Here is a 20,599-nt window from a genome sequence, read left to right as displayed (position 1 = left end):
GCCTATACTTTACCCTGAGCGCTCAGTTTCACCGCATAGTTGAACTACAAAACACTCGTCAGTTGCTGTCACTTTGGGGTCATTGTAGTACGAGCATTTACCTTTGTACTACAATGTAGATCGCAAAATCACCACTCCGTCGTTGAGTCTGCCTTCACGCCCGCGGGGCTGAGCTGCAGCGCTGCCTGACAACACCCTCATTACAGTCAGTAAATGTCGTATCAATCGCTTACAGACTTAGCGGCTGAAAAAGTCTCAGTTGGCAGCTTCCTTTGACAAAAATCATTTAATGGTAAGGGCAGGGTCTTTCAGCATTGATTGTTGATGTGGTGTTTATTTCAGAGGAGTAGTATTGGCTTTGAAATTAACAGCGTTTGATTCTGGTTAACAAAAGGGGCAAAGCCATGTTTATTAAAAAAGCAGCAGCAAGCATAATTATACTGGCGGCAGTTTCAATGCTTTCCGCCTGCGCAGGACATTACATTATTTCCACCAATGACGGGCATATGATTAATACCAACGGTAAGCCCGTTATCGATAAGGAAACCGGCATGATTTCCTATGAGGACGTCGGTGGAAATATGCATCAACTCCAGAAGCAAAACGTAAAAGAGATTGTTAAACAGTAAGCAGCAAAGCTTCCTGATTGCCAGGTGATAAACAAAGTAAAAGAGTGGGTTATAAGGCGTAAGCGATGATATTTACGCCTTTCCATATCGGGCTGTGCTTGCCTTAAATAAATCATGGTGCAAATTCTATGAAGAAAGTATTTTTGCTGATACTGCCCCTTTTTCTGGCGAGCTGCGCTAATTATAAATGGGTAAAGCAGGGCGCTAACGACAGAGACGAAACGGTGGTAGAAACAGCCTGTCAGGCACAGGCGCTGCGCGACCTGCCGCCGGATAACCAGGTTAGCGGCAAAACGGTATCTCAGGATAAAAAGAACGGCGAATCTGACGTAAGTTATACCCTTAGTGACTCGAACGAATCTCAAAGAGATATTTTGGTTAAAGACTGTATGTATCAGAAAGGATGGACTCAGATCGAGGTTCAACAATAGTTCATCTGGCGCATGGGTGATATTTATCAGTTTAGCTGGCGCGCATCAAAATATAAACGCGTCTGTCTTATAAAACCCAGCGCTGATTTTGCCGTTAACTAAAAATTCTAAGCGTATTTTATCTATTATAACCAGAGGTCACCTGATGTTGAAATCCACTAAAGCGATGTTGCTCTCTTTAACCATGCTGGCGGCCGGTAGCTGTATCGCCTCGGAAAGTACGCCTGATCTTACCGTTTTTGCATCGAAGGATGCTCAGGGCAGCGTATGGAACAGCCGTACTGACCAGCCAGAATATCAGGTCTCATATAAAGTGACGATAAATAATATGAGCAAAGAAGCCTACACGCCCGGTGAAAGTAAAAAAATGTGCTTCTTTCTTTTCAACAACCAGGGGCGCCAGATAAAAAATTACGGTATTCAATATGAACTTTACGCCCCTTATAAAGGCGGGGAGTCACGTAATGGTATCGTTATATTTGCCAGTCATGACGCCTCTTTATTTGATTTGCCCTTTGTTAAGCTCGGTCTGGGCGATACCTGCCTGACCGCAGATGCCAAACCCTGAGTTTACATAAAAACACCTGCGCGCAAGCATAGTGCCATTTTGGATGGGATGTGAAATTAATTTATCGTCAGTAATGCTTCATAAAGCGTTAGCGATAGATTTGTCTGTTAAAGGCGCGCAGCGTTCGCGGGATTTTCAAAAAAAAGCTCCCGCTTCATTAGTCGTTGGCGACCGGTAGACTGAAGCGGGAGTGCCACTATGGCGAACGGACGGACTGACATTAATAAAAATATTTACGGTTTCATGTATTAATTCTTGCCCGTAAATATCAAGGGTTAATTTATCTAAAAAATGTCGCGAGTCAATATGGCGCACTGACCCTCTGACGCTGAAAATTGATTATTGTGATATTTGTGGCTTTATTTTTTTTCACCATTTATTGATTTCAGCGCCTGGGGTAAGGGTGTTTTGGTGAGAGGTTATTAAAAATTGATCTCCATCAATTAATCAAGGGCAGGAAATTCACTCTTTAACAAGCTGAATTCAGGGTTTAAGCCCACCGTTATAAACTGAAGCGTAAATATTTAATCGGGAAAATGATAATGTTTAAAAAAGCGATAGCCTGTCTGGTAATTACATTAGGGTGCGCAGCTGTTTCCGGCTGCGTTGTGGCGGATGGTGGACATCATCATTACGGTCCTTCTTCTGGCAGGCATCATCACGCAGGCGCTGCTGACAGCGCTTCTCAGCATATGGGCCCACCCCCAGCCTATGACAGCAGCGCTTCTCAGCATATGGGGCCGCCGCCTGCTCCTGACAGCAGCGCTCAGCATATGGGGCCGCCGCCTGCGAATGACATTCAGCGCTGGTAAGGAAACGGCCCGCTCCTGCGGGCCCTTTAGTCTTTAGTTAATACGGCCCTCCTTGAATGTACGTAGCGATAGCAGACGCATTAGCCGTTGTATGGCCTGGCGGCAAGATTCGCCAGCTAGCGTAAAATTCGCTACTATCTGCCCTCACTTCTTAACCGGCAGCCTGATGTCTACCCTCTCAGATACCTTTATTGCTCCGCTGTGCCACGAAAGAATAGAGACGCTCTTTCAGGATGAGCACCTGGCGCTGATCAATAAACCCTCCGGGCTGCTCAGCCTTTCGGGGAAAAATCCGCGCAATCTCGATTCGGTGCATCACCGGCTGGTTCAGATCTTCCCGGGCTGTACTCTGGTTCATCGCCTTGACTTTGGCACCTCCGGGTTGATGGTGCTTGCGCGTAATAAGGCTATTAACGCCGCGCTCTGCCAGCAGTTCAGTCAGCGCAAAGTCATTAAGCGCTACAGCGCGCTGCTTTGTGGCCATCTGAGCGATACCGAAGGCGTAATCGACGCGCCGATTGCTAAAGATCCGTCGCTGTTCCCGTTGATGTCCATTTGCGCTGTGCGCGGCAAGCCCGCGCGATCTCGCTATCGGGTGGTTGAGCGTTTTTACCAGGAGCTGGAGGACGGCGCGCGCCTGCCGTTGACGCGCGTTGAGCTTGCGCCAGAGACCGGGCGTACCCATCAGCTGCGCATTCACTGCCAGCAGCTTGGGCATCCCATTTTGGGCTGTGACCTGTATGGCGGGAGGGAGGCGCCAGGCAGCGAGCGGACGTCACGGCTGATGCTCCACGCCAGCGAGCTGCATTTTACCCATCCCGTTAGCGGAGAGTGGATAACAGCCCGTCACGCTTCCCCGTTCTGACGGCGTAGGCTCTTCTGCAGCTGAATCAGAGGGTAGTGCAAGGAAGGACCAGAAGAATATGAAAAGCCCTCAGGGACTTTTCATATAAAAGCGCGGCACAGCAAGGATTACCACATCAGGTCGTCAGGCACTTTAAAGTCAGCGTAGGGATCGTCTTCATCCTGCTCCTCCTGACTGAGCGCGCTGTTTAACACGATACTGTTCGCATCACGCTGCGCAATTTTATCGGCTACGCTCGCGGGAATAATCGCGTATTCGCTCTCGCCGTTGCTGTCGGCCGCCAGACGCGCGATGGCGAGGCGGCCGCTAATCAGCTGCGCCTGAGTCGCCTTATCCACCTCTATTTTTTTGATTACGTTATTATCGGTAAAGTTAAAACCAATATTGCCTCGGGAGATGATAATCCGGTTCATCTCAATCAGCTGTTTTACCTGAGCTTTATACTCTTTTGAGAGAACAGCCTGTTTTTGTTGCTCGTTTAGCTGCTTGTCGCGCTCAAGCTGGGCTTTCTTATTTTCTTCTACCGCCTGCCTCGCCTCGCGCGCCTGAACGCGCGATTTTTTAGCCGTTCTCTGCACCTTGTCCATCTTTTTACTGGTGACCAGGCCAGCTTTTAGCATCTGCTCTTGTAAGGTAAGTTTCGTCATCTTCGTTTCTAAGCCGGTTAAAAATTTCACTGAGTATACCTGTAATTTTACAGGCTGTACCGGGTTGAAGCCGCGGGCAATCGGGCTATCCGCGTGCGGCCTGCTCTCGTAGACACACCGCCATAATCGTTTCCCGCAGCCAGCGATGCAGCGGATCCGCCTGCATGCGCGGATGCCAGATAAGAGAGATGTTGATGGCTGGCGTCTCTACGGGCAGCTCAAAGTGCGCCAGATCGTTGTGGCGCGCGCCAGAGGCGAAGCTGCCCAGGCAAGAAAATGGCACCAGGCCAAGAATATCGGACTCCCGCACCACAGGGATGGCGTTAGCGAAAGCGGGTAGCGCCACGATCACGCGCCGCCGCAAACCCAGACGTTCAAGGGCGTCGTCTACCGGCCCCCAGATTTTATTATGACGGGAGATAACGACGTGAGGATAGCTGACGTAACGTTCAGCCGTCACGCCCGGCGCCTGCAAAAGGGGATGATTCCGTCGGCAAATCCCCACAAACCGGTCGCTGAACAGCGTCCTGATTTTGAGTTCAGGCGCATCGGTTCCCAGCACGCCGATTTCAAGGTCAATCTCCCCCCGGCGCAGCAGGTCAGCCTCTTTATCTCGCTTGTTAACAAACACCAGCTGTATCAGCGGCGCCTGTTGCTGAAGCTCTTTTACCAGGGCTGCGGCAGTCAGATCGATAAAACTGTCATTGGCGCGGATGATAAAGCTGCGTTCTGTGCTGGCGAGCTCCAGCTGGGGATTAGCAGGTTGCAGAAGCGCGCACGCGCTGCACGCGACGTGGGAGACACGCCCGGCCAGCTCAGTCGCGTAGGGTGTTGGCACCATCTGACGGCCCGCCTGGACCAGCAGTGGGTCGCCGGTCACAGCGCGTAAACGGGCAAGCGTGTGGCTCATCGCCGAGGTGCTTAAGCCCATACGCCGCGCCGCGCGGGTGACGCTGCATTCCGTCAGTAAAGCATCCAGGGCGGTCAGTAAGTTCAGGTCGATGTCAGGCATGGAAAGGGCATGGTTGCGTGTGATGCAATCTATTGTTGCATGTGAGGCGTCTGGTGTAATGCTCCTTTCCTGTTTAGTTTGAAGATCCCTGCGAAGCTTTCGGAGAAAGATATGGCGCTGAACCCGTTACCGACCACACCCCCTCATATTTTGCTGATTGGCGCCTCGCGCGGCATCGGCCTGGCGATGGCTGAAGAACTGCTCGTTCGCGGCTGGCGCGTCACCGCCACGATCCGCGCGTCCGCGTCTGCCGCGCTGGACAATCTTGCGGCCCGCTATGCGCAGGCGCTTAGCCTGGAACAGCTGGATATGACGGATGAGGCACAACTTTCCCGGCTGCATAACCGTCTGCGGCATCAGCGATTTGATGTGCTGTTCGTCAATGCGGGCATTGCCAACCGGAATCAGAATGAAACCATTGCCGAGGTGACTACCGAAGAGTTTGCGCACCTGATGATAACCAATGCGCTTTCACCGCTTCGGGTAGCAGAGAGGCTGCAAGAGCTTGTCGAGGCTGACGGTCTTATCGGCGTGATGTCATCCGGACAGGGAAGTATCGGGAATAATCACCAGGGCGGCAGAGAGGTCTATCGCGGCACCAAAGCGGCATTGAATCAGTACATGCGCAGCTATGCCGCACGACAGGCGGTTCTTTATCCTGAGCGCGCCTTATTGCTGCTGGCACCGGGCTGGATCCGTACCGAGCTGGGTGGAGAAGAGGGCGCCTACTCGCTGGAGGAGACGATCCCCGATATTGTCAGCGTGATTGAGCGCAAACGAAGCAAACCCGGCCTGGAGTTTTTAGACCGCTTTGGCAAGGTGGTGCCCTGGTAAAGGCAGGCGCTCGCTATGCTGAAAATAAAAAACCTCGCAGGCGCGAGGTTTTGTTAATTATCAGTCGTTCTGTCAGGCGATTTTAAAAATGGATGTGGTACGGCTTAGCTGTGCCGCCTGATCTTCCAGCGAGGCAGCTGCAGCGGCGGCCTGTTGCACCAGCGCTGCGTTTTGCTGCGTCACTTCATCCATCTGCGTGATGGCGATACCCACATGCTCGATGCCGTTAACCTGCTCGCCGGAGGCGGTATAGATTTCCGACATGATTTGCGACACGTCGCCGATCGCAGTCACTATGCCATTCATCGTTTTGCCAGCCTGGGCCACCAGGTCGGTGCCTTCTGAGATACGATGGTTTGAGGCTTCAATAAGAGATTTAATCTCTTTCGCCGCCGTCGCGCTGCGCTGCGCAAGGGCGCGCACCTCACTTGCCACTACGGCAAAACCACGGCCTTGCTCGCCAGCGCGAGCCGCTTCGACCGCTGCGTTCAGCGCCAGGATATTGGTCTGGAACGCAATGCTCTCAATCGTACCGATAATATCGACCACGCTTTTCGAACTATCAAAGATGGCCGCCATGGTGGTCACAACTTTCTCGACGACTTCGCCGCCCTGCTGCGCCACCTGTGAGGCCTCGGAAGCCAGGCTGCTTGCGCTTTGCGCATTGGAGGCATTTTGTCTGACGGTCGCCGTTAACTCTTCCATGCTGGCGGACGTCTCTTCCAGCGAGGCGGCCTGCTGCTCGGTTCGCGAAGAGAGATCGGTATTGCCCATCGCCACCTCTTTAGAGGCGGTATCAATGGATAAGGCGGCGGTCTGAATATCAGAAACCACTTTCTTGAGCTGCTCCTGCATGGCGGCGAAGGTGGCGATTAAAATGCCGGTTTCATCTTTTGAATGCGTGACCAGCGTGGTAGAGAGATCGCCAGCGGCGATCGCTCTGGCCGCTTTTACCGCCTCTTCAAGCGGCAGGATAATTGAACGAGCAAGGATGTAGCCTAAAGCGGAAGCGATGCCCAGCCCCAGCAGCGCCCCGACAAACAGGGTTAGCCGGGTTTTGGCTTCAATAGAATCGACGGAATTCTGGCGTTCGCTCAGCAGGTTTTTCTCGCCGCTAACGATCTCATCAATGATTTTGCGCATCTGATCCATCTGCGCTTTGCCGGTATTCGCCTCGAAAGCAGCATTAAACTCGGCCTGCGTTATTGTCCCGGCATTGAGCGCGCGACGGTGATTCAGCAGGTCAGTGACGAATTTATCCTGCCACTCTTGCTCCTGCTTCAGTAAATTGTTCAGACGCTCCTGCTGAGCAGGGTTATCTGCGGTCAGCGATTTTGCATCCTGCAAAAGCTTAAGAAAGTCATCTTTGCCTGCCTTCCAGGGATCCAGCATTTCCTCTTTGCCATTAATGGCATAGCCGCGCAGACCCGTTTCCATATTCACCAGACTCTGGGTCAGGGCGCGGCTTTTGTCGATGACGCGCCAGCTGTGAATATTCCAGTTATTGGAGTTTACGATACTGGAAAAGTTGCTGTAGAAGGTTGTGCAGAGCACCAGCAGCAAAACGACAACTGCACCAAAAGCAAGAAAGAATTTTTTCTTGACAGGTAAGTTTTTGAACATGGTTTTTTGTTTCCTATACGTTAACAAATCAGTCAGCTGAATCGCAAAACTGATTAGTTATCGGCATGTTCTTTTTCACCTTCAATTAAAATTGTGTAAGAGATGGAGGCGGCCTTTTAGTAGGGCGTTTTTTTATGTTGTTTATTTTAAAGGTAATATTCGGCGGGCGGGCTAAAAATCACGTTTATATTAATAAGCATCCATGCTTAATGGTCGCTAACGCGACGCGAGAATAAAATCGGGATGCTTGTCTGCCAGTAACAGCAACAGTTCATATTCTCCCTGGCTGAGCAGTCCGGGATTAGATACAGCCTCTTTAAGTTGCCAGCTACGAAGGCTCAGATTAAAGCGTTCGGCGGCGCGCTCCTGAGTCAGGCCGGCGGCAACCCGAAGGGAGCGCACATCAGTCTGTACAATTACGCCTGGCTTAAAGGGTTTAGTCTTCATAAAAATTTCTCTCTGTGCAGCCAGTTCTGTTTCAGCAGGACTCGGTTTGGCATACACAAAACAATCGGTAAAGGGATAACAGAATTTCTGCATCAGGTGCGAAAGTTTCTGTCTGAAAATGCACGTTATGGCTGCCTGACAGCGCAGGCGCATGTAATAACATTGTTAATGTTATTAGCGTGACGGTTAATCAGTGTCGGTTTTAATTTACTTTATTATTAACTGGCTCCTTTCAGACAGATTCCTGGTTTCGGAACCCTCTCATAATTTCTCTTCAGAATCGTTTAGGGATAAATCCGCTTTATATCCTGTACCAGACATTCAGGATGAGGGGCTTCGCACGCTGAATATTATCCCGGCGCTTTTCTTTGCCGGTAATAAGGACAAAGATATGAAAGACCCCATCGTTCGTCGCGTCCCTGCTGACCTTTCCTGCGTGGAAGTCAGCGAACAATGGCAAATCACTTTCTGGATGCTGACGCTGCATATCACTCAGGATCGGCTTATCCGCGCCGTAAAAGAGGCGGGGCAGGATATAGAAAAGGTGCGCGGCTGGCTGGAAGAAAACCCGCCGCCGCGCCGCCCCTGTTCCTGAGGTTTTAGTTTATGCCGCTTAACCTTTGCGGCGCCGCAAACAGATTCACACCCTCGGCTATAGCATGACGCTGCCCGTCTGCCGCTGACAGGTCAGGCGTTTTAAAATGGCCGATCGCAGAGGCAAGGGTTTCCGTCCGTCCGCTGAGGCTGCCTGCGGAGGCGGTGACCTGCTGAACAAGCGAGGCGTTCTGTTGCGTCACGCGGTCAAGATCGGCGATAGCCAGCGTCACCTGAGAAATGCCTTTACTCTGTTCATCTGAGGCCAGCGCGATATGCCCGATAAGATCGTTCACGGCAGCAACGCTTTTCGTCACGCTGCCCATGGTGTCTCCCGCCCGTTCGGCAACTACCGCGCCTTCCTGCACGCGCGTTACCGCGCCGTTAATCAGCCCTTCGATCTCTTTAGCGGCGGCAGCGCTTCGCTGGGCCAGCGTCCGCACCTCGGAGGCGACAACGGCGAAGCCGCGACCTTGCTCACCGGCTCGCGCCGCCTCAACGGCTGCGTTTAGCGCCAGGATATTCGTCTGGAATGCGATGCTGTTAATGGTGTCCGTAAACTGGCGAATTTTTTCTGCCTGTTCGGCGATATCGCTCATCAGCGTCGAGACGGATGTCACCAGCGCTTCTCCTTGCTGCGTGGTCTGAGAGGTCACACCCGCCAGTTCCCGGGCTTCACGCGCGCTTAACGCGTTGTTTTTGACCGTCGCGGTCAGCTCCTCCATGCTGGCTGCGGTCTGCTCAAGCGCCGCAGCCTGACGGGTTGTGCGATCGGAGAGGTCGGTGTTGCCGGCTGCGATATCCGCCGCTTCCTGACGCAGGACGACCGTATTGTCGCGTACGGACAATACGGTAGTGAGCAGGCTTTGCTGCATCAGCCTGACCAGCGGAACCAGTTGCCCCACGCAGTTACGTCCAAATTCTTGCGGCTCGCGAGAGAGATCGCCTGCGGCAATACCCCTGAAATGCTCACGCATTACGCCCAGCGGTTTAACGAGGTGCGTCACCAGGAAGCGGTCGCAAAATGCCAGCAGTCCCAGCGTCATCAGCGCGGCAATAATAAAGGCGGCTTCCAGACGATGGCGATCCCGGCTCATCGCCGCTTCGTCCGACGCAAGCTGATGCTGAAGCCAGACCAGCCGCTCGTTTGACGCAGCCGAAAACAGGGCAGGTGTCTGGCTCAGCGCGCGACTCACCGGTGACCAGGCGGCGCCGGAGGGAAGGTCAGCCCGCAGCGCCGCTTTTTCCTCAGGGGAGCCGGAAACCATCACATTCCCGGCACGCGTCAGAAAGAGAAGCTGCGCGGTCATGGTGTCTCTGCTCGCGTCTCGCTGGTGCATATCATGCATAACAGCAGAACCGTAGGCGCCAGCCAGCGCCACGACAAGCAGGGCGGCAAGCAAAATGACCTGTACGACCCTGCGGATAGTAAAGTTTCTGAGAAAATGCATAGAAGATTCCCCGGTGTTGTTATCGCTGTGTAAATGTTTATCGTATTTTATAATTAAAGTAGCCTGCTATTTAATTGCGCGCTATCTTATGGCTAACTACAGTCTGGCAGGCAAACAGAAAAAAGAAAACGATCATTTTGTAATTTTTTTGTCTTTCGGATTTTTTGGCATTGTTTTAAATATTTTGCTGTGCCAAGGCGGCGGAATGCGCTTAAAATTTCGTACCAGAAAACCTGCTTTTTTCCTGTTGTCCTTACAGGATTTATCCGGCCTGTTGATTACACACTTTTTATTTCTGTTCTGTTCCTGAGGAGGGGCGGGCCGGAGGATCCATGCAAACATGTTCTGTCGACACAGAAAGTCGCATCCGCGCGCTTGAGGCGTTTCGTGAACCTGACGAAAGCCGTGATGGCGTACTTGAAAAATTTGTTCGGCTGGCAAGCCAGGCGCTTGGCATTCCTGGCTGTTTTATTTCCATCGTTGACGATGAGTTTCAGTACATCAGGGCCGCGCGCAACTTTTCCCTCAAGCACTCGACGCGTGAAGATTCCCTCTGCCGCTATGTAATAGATAACGAAACGCCGATGGTGGTGTCGGACACCTTGCTGGATGCCCGCTTTGTAAAGCACAAGTTTGTCATCGGCGAGCCCTATATCCGCTTCTATGCCGGCGTTCCGCTGAAAAGCCGCAATGGTCATATCCTCGGAACGCTCTGCGTCACCGACGGCGAGCCGCATCATCTTAGCGCCGAGCAGCTTACCGCGCTGACGCTGCTGGCTGCGCTGGTTATCTCTTTTCTGGAGGCCTGGCACTCGGCCGGCTTTACCGATCCCGTCACCGGGCTGCCCAATCGCCAGCGTCTTATCCGCGATTTGCAGTATCTGGCAACCGGCGGCGACAACCAGCCACGTCGGCTGGTGCTGATCGACTGTATCGACATGCCGCGCGCCTATGAGCTGGCGCGATCTATGGGAATGGGGCCGGTAGAGGGGCTGCTAAAAGATGTCGCTACGCTTTTGCCTCTGCGCCTGCGTCTTGGGACGGGCGATCTGCTCTACACCGTGGCGACCGGGCGTTTTGCGCTACTGGTCAGCGAAAGCAGCGGGCTGAGCGCAGCCAGGGTGGCGGATCGTATGGAGGGCATCAGCGCAGATCTGGGAGAAGGACTATCGGTTACCCTGACGACCTTTACCGGGGAAGTGAACTTTACAGCTGTGGCATTACCGGCGCAGGAGATATTGCGTCGCGGGCTTAGCGCGCTGCATGAAGCGATTGGCAGCGGCATACCGACGCGAACCTTCAGCGCAGCAGAGGATATTCGCCGCACGCGCGACTTTACCCTGATGCATGAGCTGGCCTCGGCTTTACAGAACGATGAGGGCCTCTATCTCGCCTATCAGCCCAAAATCTGTTTGCAGACGGGCGCGCCTGTCGGGCTGGAAGCGCTTATTCGCTGGCGTCATCCCGTCCTGGGTGAACTACCGCCCTCGGCTTTCGTCCCGCTGGCGGAGCAGACCGAGCTGCTGCATGAAATGAACGCCTGGGTTATCGATCGCGCTATTGCGCGCCTGGCGAGGCTGCGTAACCACTGTATACAGCTCCCCGTGTCGGTCAACGTCAGCCTGCACGATTTTGCCCGTCCCGGATTCGCGGATCTGCTGGAAGATAAAATGGTAAAAGTCAGGCTGCCCACCTCGCTGCTTGGCGTGGAATGTCTGGAGACGGAGCGTCTGATTGAAAGCCCCGCAGCCATGCGCGGTCTGGAGATGCTCAAGCTGCGCGGTTTTGGCATTTCGCTGGACGATTTCGGCACCGGATACAGCAATATCAGCTACCTGCGCCGCATGCCGCTGGACGTTATCAAGCTCGACCGCTCTTTGATTAGCGGGCTTTCGTCCGATACCGCGTCGCGCATCATTGCGCGAAACATTATCACCATGCTGAAAGAGCTGGACTACGTTGTGCTGGCCGAAGGGATAGAGAGCGCCGATGTGGCAGGCATGCTGAGCGAATATGGCTGCGACCAGGCTCAGGGCTATTTTTATGCCAAACCGCTTCCCGATCGGGAGCTGGATGCGTGGCTGGACTGGAAATTGCGCAATAAATGTAGCTGAAGCCGGCGCCTGCTATGGCGCGTTCGGGGCCGCCTCTGGCGCGGGAGCATCAGGCACATCATCCCAGGTGCAGTCAATTTCGCTGTCATGCGAAACGCACTCGGGCAGCGCGTCCCGGTTCGTTGCCTGACGATCGGGCGCTGCCGCGCAGCTGACGAGCAGCAGGCAGGCAAAAAATGCAGCAGGCTTCAACATGGGAAAGCATCCGTTCAGAACAGGTGCGTTAATTCTCTGTGCCGTTGCGTCAACAGGTTCATAACGGACCAGGCCAGAGAGAAGCCGCAACGTCAACCCTGCCTAAACCTCACCGCTATTTGCTCCGGTTCCCGCGTCAAACGCGATCTAAATCAATAACGATAATTGTTCGCAATCGCATAGTTGCGCCACAGTCATATCGGAGATGAGATCATGTTGATAAAACCTGGCACTCAATGGCGTATTACAGGCTTTCAGAACGACCTGTCCAGGCTGTTCAGCCGCAAACTTTTCTCACTGGGTTTTGTACCGGGCGCGGTAATTGATATTGTCAGGCTCGCTCCGCTGGGCGATCCGGCTGAGGTTCGTATTCGCCACACCAGCTATGCGCTACGTAAATCTGAGCTGGCGATGCTGCGGCTTGAACCGGTTAACGGAGGCGAGGGCGTATGAAAAGCATCAATGCCGTACTGGCTGGCAACCCTAACGCGGGTAAAACCACGCTTTTCAACCTGCTGACCGGGCTGCGTCAGCGCACCGGTAACTGGCCGGGCGTTACCGTTGAGCGTAAGCAGGGCACTTTCGCCACGGGGCAGTCGTCGGTGACCCTGATCGATTTGCCGGGCATCTATTCTCTTGAGAGGGTACACGCCGAGGACGGGATGTCCGCCGACGAGCGCGTAACATGCAGCTACGTTATGAGCGGCCAGGCGGATGTGCTGATCAATGTGGTTGATGCCTCCAGCCTCGAAAAAAGCCTGTGGCTCACTTTGCAGCTGCGCGAGCTGAATCTGCCCATGATTGTGGTGCTCAATATGGCCGACGTCGCCAGAAAGTGCGGCATCGCCCTGGATGCCGATACGCTGGCCGCGCAGCTGGGCTGTCCGGTGGTGTCGATGTCCGCCTCGACCGCGGAAGGGCTACCGGATCTGCTGGCGGCCATCGATCGCGTCGCTGCCGCGCCTGCTGCTGCGCTGCTGGTGAACCGGCCAGAGGTAGGCCATGAGGCGCGTCTGGCGCGCATCAATGCGATCTGTGAGGCAACCTGCGATCAGGCGTCTCATACCGCACATCGGCTGACGCACCTGCTGGATAATCTGTTTCTTAATCGCTGGCTCGGTTTCCCCCTGTTTTTAGGGGTGATGTACCTGATGTTCTATCTCTCCATTAATATCGGCGGCGCGCTACAGCCGGTGTTTGATAAAGGCTCTACCGCGCTGTTTATTGACGGCACCGCCCAGCTTTGCGCGACGCTCCATCTTCCCGGCTGGCTCACCTCGTTTCTGGCGCAGGGCATTGGCGGCGGGATCGCCACCGTACTGCCGCTGGTGCCGCAGCTGGCGCTGATGTTCTTCTTTCTGACAGTGCTGGAAGAGTCCGGCTATATGGCGCGCGCCGCCTTTGTCGTCGATCGTCTTATGCGCTGGCTTGGGCTGCCGGGTAAATCCTTTGTTCCGCTGATCGTCGGCTTTGGCTGCAACGTGCCGGCGGTGATGGGCGCGCGAACGCTTGAAACCGAGCGGGAGAGGCTGGTCACGATGCTGATGGCGCCCTTTATGTCCTGCGGTGCCAGGCTGGCGATATTCGCCGTTTTCTCCACGGCCTTTTTTGGCAACGCCGGCGCCGGGCTGATCTTTACGCTCTATCTGCTTGGCATTGTGGCGGCTGTCTTCACCGGGCTGGTGTTAAAGCACACCCTACTGAAGGGGGCGTCGTCGCGCGTCATTATGGAGCTGCCGCTGTGGCATGTGCCGGTCATGCGCAGCCTGCTGCTGCAAACCTGGTTTCGGCTGCACGCCTTTGTTATCCGCGCGGGGGTGGTGATCGTCGCAGCCTGCGTAATCATCAGTCTGCTTTCCGGCCTGACGGCGAAAGGCGAGATCGCGCAGCGCGTTGACGACTCCGTACTCGCCTCGGCCAGCCGCTACCTTACGCCTCTGTTTACCCCTATGGGCGTTCGGGCTGATAACTGGCAGGCGACGGTCGGACTGGTAACCGGCGCAATGGCGAAAGAGAGCGTAGTCGGCACCCTGAATGCGCTTTATATGGCGGAGCCGCAAAACGCGCCAGACGCGGGGCCTGCGCAGAGCCTGTCGGCGGTCTTTGCCGACGCGCTGGATGAAACCTGGCAAAACCTGAAGGAGGCGCTCAGCCCGCAGACGCTGTTCAATCCGGTTGAAGCCAGCAAAGGAGATGGCGAGATGAGTCAGGGCGCGGTAGGCGTTATGCAGACAATGTTCGGCAGCTCGCTGGCGGCCTACAGCTATCTGGTCTTTGTCTTGCTCTACGTGCCCTGTGCCTCGGTGATGGGCGCTTTAGCGAAAGAGGCGGGGCGTCAGTGGATGTGGTTCGCCCTGATCTGGGGAACCGTTATGGCCTATGGTGCCGCCACCCTGGTTTACCAAATCGGTACCTTCACCCGACATCCCGGTTTTAGTCTGATCTGTATCGCGGGGGTGGTTGCCGCAGGCGTCGCGGCCGTCACGCTTCTGCGCCAGTTGCGCTTCGCCAGGCAGCCTGCGCTACAGCCCGTTAAAGAGGGCGGGTGCGGCGGCTGTAAAGGATGCGGGCATTAAAAGAAAACGCGCCGTTATGGCGCGTTACTCTCTGGCTGCTGCAAACGCGAAGGGCTGATTAACAAGGATAAAGGCGCGAAACAGGATAATTCCGCTTGCAAAGCGGCAGAATAAATTTTGTAAAAAGCTGTGTCCTCTATCGACCGACTGCTGCGCCTGTCTTATGCTTGACCGGCCTCTAACCCTAACACTTCCGGAGTCCGACTGATGAAAGCAGCCACCTTTCTGCTGGCCGGTGCCGCGCTGCTGCTCTCTGCATGCAGCAGCAGCAATAACGAACCGCCGCAACAGGCCACCGCAGCCCATATTCAACCGCACGTCGTTATGTCGTCTCTGGCTGAAAGCAACTGCGCCGGCGCAGGTGGAACCCTTGCCTTTTCTCACCAGCTGGACGGCACGCGCATCGGCATGTGCCAGCTGGCGAACGGACGCCGCTGCGACGAACAGGCGCTGATCGGCGGCAACTGCGCCCGCTAATCAGGCCGACAGCTGGTTCGGGCAGATTTCGCCATGCTCAAGCTGGTTGATATTCGATAAGGTCGTCTCCGAGATTGCCGTCAGCGCCTCAGCGGTAAGAAAGGCCTGATGGCCGGTAAACAGCACGTTGTGACAGGCCGAAAGCCGACGGAACACATCGTCCTGAATCACGTCGTTAGACTTGTCTTCAAAAAACAGGTCGCGCTCGTTCTCGTAGACATCCAGGCCGAGCGAACCAATTTTTTGCTGTTTTAACGCCTCAATTGCCGCCTGAGAATCAATCAATGCGCCGCGGCTGGTATTGATAATCATCACGCCATCTTTCATCTGGCTGAAGGCCGAGGCATTCAGCAGATGGTGATTCTCTGGCGTCAGCGGGCAGTGCAGCGTAATCACGTCTGATTCGGCGAACAGGGTTTTTAGATCGACATACTCCGCGCCCAGCTCCAGCGCCTGCTCGCTCGGATAGGGATCGAACGCCAGCAGGCGCATGCCGAAGCCTTTCAGAATGCGCATCGTCGCCACACCGATTTTGCCAGTGCCGACGACGCCCGCCGTTTTGCCGTGCATATTAAAGCCGGTTAATCCATCGAGAGAAAAGTTGGCGTCGCGCGTGCGCAGCCAGGCGCGATGGATACGGCGGTTAAGGGTCAACATCATGCCCACCGTATGTTCCGCCACCGCTTCCGGTGAATAAGCGGGCACGCGTACCACCTTCAGGCCCAGCTCCGCCGCCGCCGCTAAATCGACGTTGTTGAAACCGGCGCAGCGCAGCGCGATATACTTCACGCCCAGCGACGCCAGCTCCTCCAGTACCGGACGACTGGCGTCATCATTAACGAAAATGCATACGGCGTCGCAGCCGACGGCATTTTTGGCCGTCGCCTCCGTCAGTAAAAAGTCGAAGTACACCAGATCGAAACGGTAGCCTTCGTTAACCTGATCGAAATATTTCTGGTCATAGTGCTTCGTGCTATAAACCGCGACTTTCATCGTTACGCTCCTGTACTCGGGTATCCACACAGCATAACGTTTAATTGCCTGTTTTGCTGCGGTCGTTAGCGCGCCTTCTACTCTGGCCGATTACATGCCATCATCACTGTCAGGATTCTGTCAGGAAAAAGGAATATTACTGCCATGCCGCGGAGCCTCCGCCGACTACTTGCTGCACTACTGGCGCTGACGCTACTGCTGCTCGGGCTGCTGCTCACCCTTACGCAATGGCTGCCGCGCCTGGCCGGCATCTGGCTGCCAGCGGAGACGCGCATCGTGCTGGATGGATCGCCGCGCTGGCGCAACGGTGGCTTATGGTTCCCACAGGTGCGCTATCTGGCGGGCGAATGCGTGCTGGCGAGCGTCGCGCAGGCTTCGCTCGGCTGGCATGAAAAGCGCTGGCGGCTGAATGCGCACCAGGTCACGCTTGACAGCGACTGTCTGCAAAAGCTGCCGCAAAGCGAGCAGCCCGGCGCGCCTAAAAGCCTGGCAGCGTGGCAGCAGCTGTTGCCGGGTGCTGATATTCATCTCGATAATCTCAGCATTGCGCCCTGGCAGCAGTANNCGCTCTTCCGATCTCTTGCCCTGACCCCCGACAAACAGACGCTGCGCTACCGCGGCGAAAACCTCAGTATCGACGCAAACCTGCAGGGGCAGCGGCTCACGGTAGAGCAGCTGACGCTGCGCCATAACGCGCTTCCGGAGCCGGTTACGCTGCATGGCCAGTTTGATCTGCCTGAGTTCGCCAACGGCCTGCCGGTCAGCGGCCAGCTTGAAGGCGAGCTGCAGTACGCCGGCGAACCGCTGCGGCTGACGCTCGACTGGCAGCAGCAGCAGGGAAAACTTGCGCTCTACACTACCGGCGACGGAGAGCCGCTGTTAACGCTGCCGTGGCAGGTTGATGCCCGACAGATCCGCATCCTGAAAGGGCGCTATCGCTGGCCGACGGGCGATCAGACGCTTTCCGGCTTTCTCGACCTTACGCTGGATAACTGGCAGCAGGGGCTGGAGGAGACGCAGATCGCCGGCCGCCTCAACGTTCTGACGCAGGGGCGCGGCGGCAAAGGCAATGCGGTCTTGAGCATCGGGCCGGGCAGGCTAAGTATGACCAGCAGCGCGCTGCCGCTGCGCCTTACCGGCGAAAGCAAACTGGCGGCGATGCAGCTCTACGCCTCGCTGCCGGGCGATCTCAGCGGGCCGCTGCTCGATCCGCAGCTAACGTTCCAGCCTGGCGCGTTGCTGCGTCTGCGCGGGCGCCTGCTCTCCACGCTGGAGGTGGACGAAGCGCGCTGGCCGCTGGCGGGCGTGCGGCTTGCGTCGCAGGGCGTAGACGGACGTTTACAGGCAATTCTTAAGGCGCACGATCCCAGCTTTGGCGAGTTCAGGCTGCACCTGGACGGCCGCGCAGCCAATTTCTGGCCAGATAAAGGGGAGTGGAAGTGGCGCTACTGGGGAGCGGGCGATATGCTGCCGCTCAGCGCAAAATGGACCATACAGGGCGCAGGCGGCTGGCGCGATACGCTTATTCATCTCGACAGCCTGAATGCCAGTTTCAGTCAGATGCAGTACGGCATGGCGCAGGTTTCCCGGCCGCGCCTGACGTTAAGCGCGCCGGTTAACTGGCAGCGTGATGCGCAACACCCCGCTTTTAATGGTGGCTTTCGTATCGACGCGGGAGAGACGCTTTTTGATTACGGCGGTCGCCTGCCCGCCTCGTCGCTGAGCTTTGAGGCGAAAGGCCAGGATCCCAGCCATTTTGTCTGGCGCGGTCAGCTGCATGCGCAGGCGATAGGCCCGCTGCGCGTGCATGGCCGCTGGGACGGCGCACGCCTGCGTGGCGAAGCCTGGTGGCCGACACAGTCTCTGACGGTCTTTCAGCCGCTGCTGAACCCGGATCTCAAGATGAAAATACGTTCGGGCGAGCTGCGCGCCCAGGTGGCCTTTTCCGCTGCGGCGAAAGAGGGCTTTAGCGCCGGCGGCCACTGGACGGTGAAGCAGGGCAGCCTCTGGACGCCGGACAACCAGATCAACGGCGTTGACTTCTCGCTGCCGTTCCGTCTTAAAGATCAGCAATGGCAGCTCGGCGTGCGCGGGCCGGTATCGCTGCGGATCGGTGAAGTCGCCAACCAGTTCGCCATGAAGAATATTCGCGCCGATTTGCAGGGCTACTATCCCTGGCGCGAGGCGCAGCCGCTGACGCTGCAGGATGTCAGTATGGAAGTGCTGGGCGGTCAGGTCTCGCTCTCCGCGCTGCGTCTGCCGCAGCACGAGGCGGCGAAGCTGAGCCTGCGCGATATCAGCCTGAGCAGGCTGGTCTCGGCGCTGAAACCGACGCAGTTCGCCATGTCTGGCAAGATCAACGGCGAGCTGCCGCTGTGGGTGAATAACCCGCACTGGCTGGTGCAAAACGGCTGGATCGCCAATAACGGCTCCCTGACGTTCCGCATGGATAAAGATATGGCCGACGCGATTACCGCTAACAACGTTGCGGCGGGCGCGGCGATGGACTGGCTGCGCTATATGGAGATCTCGCGCTCGTGGGCGACGCTCGATCTTGATAATCTCGGCAATCTTGTCATGCAGGCGCAGGTACAGGGCACCAGCCGCTTCAGCAACCGCGACCAGACCGTGAATCTCAACTACCGCCATCAGCAGAACCTGTTTCAACTCTGGCGCAGCCTGCGCTTTGGCGATAATTTGCAATCCTGGGTGGAACAGAACGCCACTCTGCCGACGAAAAGGGATCAAAAACCATGAGCCTCCGGGCGTTACTGATGCTGGCAGTTGGGCTGCCGCTGACTGGCTGCGTGCCGCGCATTGAGGTGGCCGCGCCAAAGGAGCCGATCACTATCAATATGAATGTGAAAATTGAACATGAGATCCATATCAAAGTGGATAAAGATGTGGAGGCGCTGCTGAAAAACCAGAGCGGTCTTTTCTGATGCGCGCCTTAGCCAAACCGCTGCTCGCCGCGCTGCTGTTTATCGGCGCGGCGCAGCCTGCGCTGGCGTTAACGCTGGATGAGGCTCGTCATCAGGGGCGCGTCGGGGAAACCTTTAGCGGCTATATCGCTGCGCGCCAGCAGGACAGCGAGACGCAGGCGCTGGTGAAGCGCGTCAACGACGGGCGCAGCGCGGAGTATCAGCGCATCGCGCAGCAGAACAATCTTACTACGGATCAGGTTGCGCAAATCGCCGGTGCTAAGCTGGTTGAACGCGCAGGCGCGGGGGAGTATGTACGCGGCCTTAACGGCCTGTGGATGCAGAAATAAAAAAGCCAGGCATCATGCCTGGCAACTGAAACAGTCTGAATAATAATAATGATGATTAGGCAGCAACGATCTGTTTGATCGCGGTTTTCGCTTCTTCAGTCGCTTTGGTGGCCACTTCCGGGCCGTAAGCGATGCCTTCGGCGAAAACAAAGTTAACGTCAGTAATGCCGATAAAGCCCAAGAAGAGCTTCACGTACGGGGTCAGCAGATCGGTCGGGGTATCTTTGTGAATGCCGCCGCGGCTGGAGAGAACGACCGCGCGCTTGCCTTTCACCAGACCTTCCGGGCCCGCTTCGGTGTAGCGGAAGGTCACGCCGGCACGAGCAACCAGGTCAAAATAGTTTTTCAGCTGGGTCGGGATGTTGAAGTTGTACATCGGCGCGGCGATAACCACCACGTCGTGCGCCTGCAGCTCGGCGATCAGGGCATCGGAGAGCGACAGCGCTTCCTGCTGACGCGGAGAGAGCGGGGCGTCTGACGGACGCAGCGCGCCAACCAGCTCGCCATCCAGTACCGGAATCGGATCGGCAGCCAGGTCGCGAACGGTCACCTGATCGCCTTTCGCTTTCGCTTCTTCAACGTAGAAATCGGCCAGTTGGCTTGACTGTGAGTAACCAGCCAGAATGCTGGATTTCAGAACTAATACTTTGCTCATTGCTGTTTCCTGTTTGTCACGCGGAAGGCTTCCCGCTCAATGGGTTACACTCTACGGTCATTAAGCGCGCGGGAAAAGCGCAATATTTCGAGAGCTATGTTCGAATTTCTTGAATAAGCGAGGCAGGCAAGGCGCAGCTGAGCGGGCTGAAATGTGTTACTCTTTGCCGATACAATTTTTAGAATCAGCCGGTTAACCCGGCTACCGGACGCTGCAGCGTGCAGCGGCTCCGTCTGAGAAGGTACTCCATTACTATGTCATCACCGGTTTCCTCTCCCTTTGCATCGCTGTGGTCGCGACTCGACAACCTGATGCTGCGTGACCGCCAACGTCTTCAGCGCCGTCTGCGCGGCGCCAGCAAGGTGAACAACCCCGCTGCGCAGCAGGGCGTCGCCGACGAAATCA

The 20,599-nt window shown here is 55.8% G+C and carries 20 protein-coding genes; 13 read left to right on the top strand and 7 right to left on the bottom strand.

What is annotated here, in order from left to right:
• Positions 1-404 precede the first annotated feature (404 nt).
• From B3797_RS04515 to B3797_RS04500, 4 genes are all read left to right on the top strand, one after another.
• On the top strand, positions 405-629 hold the full coding sequence (locus tag B3797_RS04515) for a YgdI/YgdR family lipoprotein (RefSeq protein ID WP_311790503.1): 225 nt from the start codon (positions 405-407) through the stop codon (positions 627-629).
• 128 nt (positions 630-757) lie between these two features.
• Positions 758-1,060 (top strand): hypothetical protein, encoded by a 303-nt coding sequence (locus tag B3797_RS04510; protein WP_311790502.1) that lies wholly within the window; start codon positions 758-760, stop codon positions 1,058-1,060.
• Positions 1,061-1,205: 145 nt separating this feature from the next.
• A complete protein-coding gene (locus B3797_RS04505) occupies positions 1,206-1,628 on the top strand; it encodes a DUF4354 family protein (RefSeq protein ID WP_311790501.1) in 423 nt (140 codons plus the stop codon).
• A gap of 978 nt (positions 1,629-2,606) precedes the next feature.
• Entirely contained in the window at positions 2,607-3,305 is a 699-nt protein-coding gene (locus B3797_RS04500; protein WP_311790500.1) for an RluA family pseudouridine synthase, read from the top strand.
• 107 nt (positions 3,306-3,412) lie between these two features.
• Here the strand turns inward: B3797_RS04500 and B3797_RS04495 are convergent, their stop codons facing one another.
• Together B3797_RS04495 and B3797_RS04490 are read right to left on the bottom strand one after the other, a co-directional pair.
• Positions 3,413-3,952, bottom strand: coding sequence for a DUF2058 domain-containing protein (locus tag B3797_RS04495; protein WP_311790499.1), 540 nt, complete (start codon positions 3,950-3,952; stop codon positions 3,413-3,415).
• 85 nt (positions 3,953-4,037) lie between these two features.
• Positions 4,038-4,964 carry a LysR family transcriptional regulator gene (locus B3797_RS04490; protein WP_311790498.1) on the bottom strand — a complete coding sequence of 309 codons (927 nt, stop codon included), beginning with the start codon at positions 4,962-4,964 and terminating at the stop codon, positions 4,038-4,040.
• 111 nt (positions 4,965-5,075) lie between these two features.
• Between B3797_RS04490 and B3797_RS04485 the strand changes: the two genes are divergently transcribed.
• Entirely contained in the window at positions 5,076-5,798 is a 723-nt protein-coding gene (locus B3797_RS04485; protein ID WP_311790497.1) for an SDR family oxidoreductase, read from the top strand.
• Positions 5,799-5,870: 72 nt separating this feature from the next.
• Here the strand turns inward: B3797_RS04485 and B3797_RS04480 are convergent, their stop codons facing one another.
• Together B3797_RS04480 and B3797_RS04475 are read right to left on the bottom strand one after the other, a co-directional pair.
• Positions 5,871-7,421 carry a methyl-accepting chemotaxis protein gene (locus B3797_RS04480; protein ID WP_311790496.1) on the bottom strand — a complete coding sequence of 517 codons (1,551 nt, stop codon included), beginning with the start codon at positions 7,419-7,421 and terminating at the stop codon, positions 5,871-5,873.
• A 216-nt stretch (positions 7,422-7,637) separates the two neighbouring features.
• The gene (locus B3797_RS04475) at positions 7,638-7,868 is read right to left on the bottom strand and encodes a transcriptional regulator (protein WP_311782230.1); all 231 of its coding nucleotides are present in this window, start codon (positions 7,866-7,868) and stop codon (positions 7,638-7,640) included.
• Between the two features lie 193 nt (positions 7,869-8,061).
• Between B3797_RS04475 and B3797_RS04470 the strand changes: the two genes are divergently transcribed.
• The gene (locus tag B3797_RS04470) at positions 8,062-8,463 is read left to right on the top strand and encodes a DUF3606 domain-containing protein (protein WP_311790495.1); all 402 of its coding nucleotides are present in this window, start codon (positions 8,062-8,064) and stop codon (positions 8,461-8,463) included.
• Between the two features lie 4 nt (positions 8,464-8,467).
• Here B3797_RS04470 and B3797_RS04465 read toward each other — a convergent pair whose 3' ends face one another.
• Entirely contained in the window at positions 8,468-9,913 is a 1,446-nt protein-coding gene (locus B3797_RS04465; protein WP_311790494.1) for a methyl-accepting chemotaxis protein, read from the bottom strand.
• Positions 9,914-10,245: 332 nt separating this feature from the next.
• On the opposite strand from B3797_RS04465, the gene B3797_RS04460 reads away from it, so the two are divergent.
• The 4 genes from B3797_RS04460 (at position 10,246) to B3797_RS04445 (ending at position 15,275) form a co-directional block, all read left to right on the top strand.
• Positions 10,246-12,027 carry a sensor domain-containing phosphodiesterase gene (locus tag B3797_RS04460; protein ID WP_311781365.1) on the top strand — a complete coding sequence of 594 codons (1,782 nt, stop codon included), beginning with the start codon at positions 10,246-10,248 and terminating at the stop codon, positions 12,025-12,027.
• 408 nt (positions 12,028-12,435) lie between these two features.
• Positions 12,436-12,675, top strand: a complete 240-nt coding sequence (locus B3797_RS04455) for a FeoA domain-containing protein (protein ID WP_311790493.1) — start codon at positions 12,436-12,438, stop codon at positions 12,673-12,675.
• The gene (feoB, locus tag B3797_RS04450; protein ID WP_311790492.1) at positions 12,672-14,798 is read left to right on the top strand and encodes a Fe(2+) transporter permease subunit FeoB; all 2,127 of its coding nucleotides are present in this window, start codon (positions 12,672-12,674) and stop codon (positions 14,796-14,798) included. Before B3797_RS04455 ends, feoB begins: the two co-directional genes overlap by 4 nt.
• A gap of 207 nt (positions 14,799-15,005) precedes the next feature.
• Entirely contained in the window at positions 15,006-15,275 is a 270-nt protein-coding gene (locus B3797_RS04445; protein WP_120452737.1) for a DUF333 domain-containing protein, read from the top strand.
• Here B3797_RS04445 and B3797_RS04440 read toward each other — a convergent pair whose 3' ends face one another.
• Entirely contained in the window at positions 15,276-16,268 is a 993-nt protein-coding gene (locus tag B3797_RS04440) for a 2-hydroxyacid dehydrogenase (protein WP_311790491.1), read from the bottom strand.
• Positions 16,269-16,412: 144 nt separating this feature from the next.
• Between B3797_RS04440 and B3797_RS04435 the strand changes: the two genes are divergently transcribed.
• Genes B3797_RS04435 through B3797_RS04425 form a run of 3 tightly spaced genes read left to right on the top strand, consistent with a single transcriptional unit; the run spans position 16,413 to position 19,539 of the window.
• Complete coding sequence (locus B3797_RS04435; protein ID WP_311790490.1) at positions 16,413-19,025, top strand: YdbH family protein; 2,613 nt, start codon at positions 16,413-16,415, stop codon at positions 19,023-19,025.
• Entirely contained in the window at positions 19,022-19,210 is a 189-nt protein-coding gene (locus B3797_RS04430; RefSeq protein WP_120452731.1) for a YnbE family lipoprotein, read from the top strand. Before B3797_RS04435 ends, B3797_RS04430 begins: the two co-directional genes overlap by 4 nt.
• A complete protein-coding gene (locus B3797_RS04425) occupies positions 19,210-19,539 on the top strand; it encodes a YdbL family protein (RefSeq protein WP_311781370.1) in 330 nt (109 codons plus the stop codon). The genes B3797_RS04430 and B3797_RS04425 overlap by 1 nt, the downstream gene beginning before the upstream one ends.
• A 55-nt stretch (positions 19,540-19,594) precedes the next feature.
• On the opposite strand, the gene azoR is transcribed toward B3797_RS04425, so the two are convergent.
• Positions 19,595-20,194, bottom strand: coding sequence for an FMN-dependent NADH-azoreductase (gene azoR / locus B3797_RS04420; protein WP_311781371.1), 600 nt, complete (start codon positions 20,192-20,194; stop codon positions 19,595-19,597).
• Between the last annotated feature and the right edge of the window lie 405 nt (positions 20,195-20,599).

This window comes from Pantoea sp. UBA5923 (assembly GCF_002431095.1).
Lineage (GTDB): Bacteria > Pseudomonadota > Gammaproteobacteria > Enterobacterales > Enterobacteriaceae > Pantoea > Pantoea piersonii.
Note: the sequence above shows the minus strand (reverse complement) of the source record. Positions and strands in the feature narration are given on the sequence as shown.

Bases quoted from the DNA above. Each gene is read 5' to 3' on its own strand.
- B3797_RS04515 (WP_311790503.1), top strand. From the start codon at position 405: ATGTTTATTAAAAAAGCAGCAGCAAGCATAATTATACTGGCGGCAGTT.
- B3797_RS04510 (WP_311790502.1), top strand. From the start codon at position 758: ATGAAGAAAGTATTTTTGCTGATACTGCCCCTTTTTCTGGCGAGCTGC.
- B3797_RS04505 (WP_311790501.1), top strand. From the start codon at position 1,206: ATGTTGAAATCCACTAAAGCGATGTTGCTCTCTTTAACCATGCTGGCG.
- B3797_RS04500 (WP_311790500.1), top strand. From the start codon at position 2,607: ATGTCTACCCTCTCAGATACCTTTATTGCTCCGCTGTGCCACGAAAGA.
- B3797_RS04495 (WP_311790499.1), bottom strand. From the start codon at position 3,952: ATGACGAAACTTACCTTACAAGAGCAGATGCTAAAAGCTGGCCTGGTC.
- B3797_RS04490 (WP_311790498.1), bottom strand. From the start codon at position 4,964: ATGCCTGACATCGACCTGAACTTACTGACCGCCCTGGATGCTTTACTG.
- B3797_RS04485 (WP_311790497.1), top strand. From the start codon at position 5,076: ATGGCGCTGAACCCGTTACCGACCACACCCCCTCATATTTTGCTGATT.
- B3797_RS04480 (WP_311790496.1), bottom strand. From the start codon at position 7,421: ATGTTCAAAAACTTACCTGTCAAGAAAAAATTCTTTCTTGCTTTTGGT.
- B3797_RS04475 (WP_311782230.1), bottom strand. From the start codon at position 7,868: ATGAAGACTAAACCCTTTAAGCCAGGCGTAATTGTACAGACTGATGTG.
- B3797_RS04465 (WP_311790494.1), bottom strand. From the start codon at position 9,913: ATGCATTTTCTCAGAAACTTTACTATCCGCAGGGTCGTACAGGTCATT.
- B3797_RS04460 (WP_311781365.1), top strand. From the start codon at position 10,246: ATGCAAACATGTTCTGTCGACACAGAAAGTCGCATCCGCGCGCTTGAG.
- B3797_RS04455 (WP_311790493.1), top strand. From the start codon at position 12,436: ATGTTGATAAAACCTGGCACTCAATGGCGTATTACAGGCTTTCAGAAC.
- feoB (WP_311790492.1), top strand. From the start codon at position 12,672: ATGAAAAGCATCAATGCCGTACTGGCTGGCAACCCTAACGCGGGTAAA.
- B3797_RS04445 (WP_120452737.1), top strand. From the start codon at position 15,006: ATGAAAGCAGCCACCTTTCTGCTGGCCGGTGCCGCGCTGCTGCTCTCT.
- B3797_RS04440 (WP_311790491.1), bottom strand. From the start codon at position 16,268: ATGAAAGTCGCGGTTTATAGCACGAAGCACTATGACCAGAAATATTTC.
- B3797_RS04430 (WP_120452731.1), top strand. From the start codon at position 19,022: ATGAGCCTCCGGGCGTTACTGATGCTGGCAGTTGGGCTGCCGCTGACT.
- B3797_RS04425 (WP_311781370.1), top strand. From the start codon at position 19,210: ATGCGCGCCTTAGCCAAACCGCTGCTCGCCGCGCTGCTGTTTATCGGC.
- azoR (WP_311781371.1), bottom strand. From the start codon at position 20,194: ATGAGCAAAGTATTAGTTCTGAAATCCAGCATTCTGGCTGGTTACTCA.